At 48.3% G+C, this 1,474-nt stretch carries 1 pseudogene; it reads left to right on the forward strand.

The features are described 5' to 3' along the window. A pseudogene (locus PL9214_RS31780) lies at positions 1-1,474 on the forward strand (hypothetical protein); the annotation flags it as partial.

Consider the following 1,474-nt stretch of genomic DNA (forward strand, 5'->3'; position numbering starts at 1 on the left):
GAGCGATTTTTGTCAGGGAAGGCAACCTCACCATCACAGGCTCCAGTTTCTCAAATTCCAAAGCCATTGGAGGAACGGGAACTGACAAACGTATCACCACCGATGAAGGACAAGGGTTTGGAGGAGCTATATTTGCCCTCACCCAAGCAACGATAGATGCTCAGAAGAAGATTAATGACCAAGGTTTACCCATCTCACCCCCAACCGTCACCATTAGCAGTGATACCACCTTTACAGACAACTTAGCCGCCAATGCAGCCACCAAAACTCAAGACTTTCAAGGAGCTAACCTTAACACTCATGCTGTGTTCAGTAGCGATATTAAAGTCGCCAGCCCCGCAGCTATCTCCAAAACTATCAAAGCCAAAGCTTTAGATGGCCCCATCTCTGGAGCCACAGCCTTCCTAGACACCAACTTCAACCGCACCCAAGATAGCGATGAACCTGGTGCAACCACAGATGCTGCGGGTAATTTCACCCTGGAGATTGCGGGTAACTTCGACCTCAACAGCAATGGCACTCTCGACTTCGATGAAGGGGAATATGTGGTCGTCGGTGGCACCGATGCCATTACCGGACAAGCCTTTACAGGCACACTGCGGGCAGTTCCCGATTCTACGGTAGTTACCCCTCTAACCACCCTAATTTCTACCCTCGTCGATACAGGACTCACCCCAGACGCATCCGAAACCCAAGTCAAAACTGCTTTGGGACTCCCCAGCACCATTAATTTAGCCACCTTTGATGCCATCGCAGCCGCCCAAGCGGGTTCTCCTGAAGGTTTAGCGGTGTTAGCGGCACAAGTGGCAGTGCAAACCCTGATTAGTCAAATCAGTAACTCCCTGCAAACCGTTGCTGGCATCAGCAGCAATAGCTTAGATGCTCAGGTGACTGGGAATCTAGCCGAACTCCTGCAAAGTAGTAGTGTTAATCTCAGTGATAGCACAGCGATTCAAACTCTGATTACTAACACAGTTGGCAATATAACCAATATGTTAGCAGAGATAGACCCAGGCAACACTATTAACCTAGAGGTGATTACCAACAATGCGGCTCAATTATCCCAAGTTATCGCTGACAGCAACCAGCAAATCCTGACCTCCACCACCACTGATGGCATCTTCCAAGCCCAAAAAGTCGCCCAAACCAGCGTCACGGAAGATTTAAGTGCCGCCTTCAGTGGTACAAAATCCTTTGACGAAGTAGTGGCTGAGAATACTGGAGAAGCGTTAACCACTCAAATTGCTACCACCACCATCGATACTTCTGTTATTGACCAACCCCCAACAGATCCTAACACACCTCCTACAGATAACCCCGAAGACAATCTCAATAATAACAGTAATATTACCCCCAATTCTAATCAGGAGGTTGTTAATCTCATCAATTCCGTTAATCCTACAACTCCAACTCCCTCAACTCCCACCCCAAAAACAACAAATCCCTCATCCCTGAGCGACCCCATCGAACAATT

The organism is Planktothrix tepida PCC 9214, from assembly GCF_900009145.1.
GTDB classification, from domain to species: Bacteria; Cyanobacteriota; Cyanobacteriia; order Cyanobacteriales; family Microcoleaceae; genus Planktothrix; species Planktothrix tepida.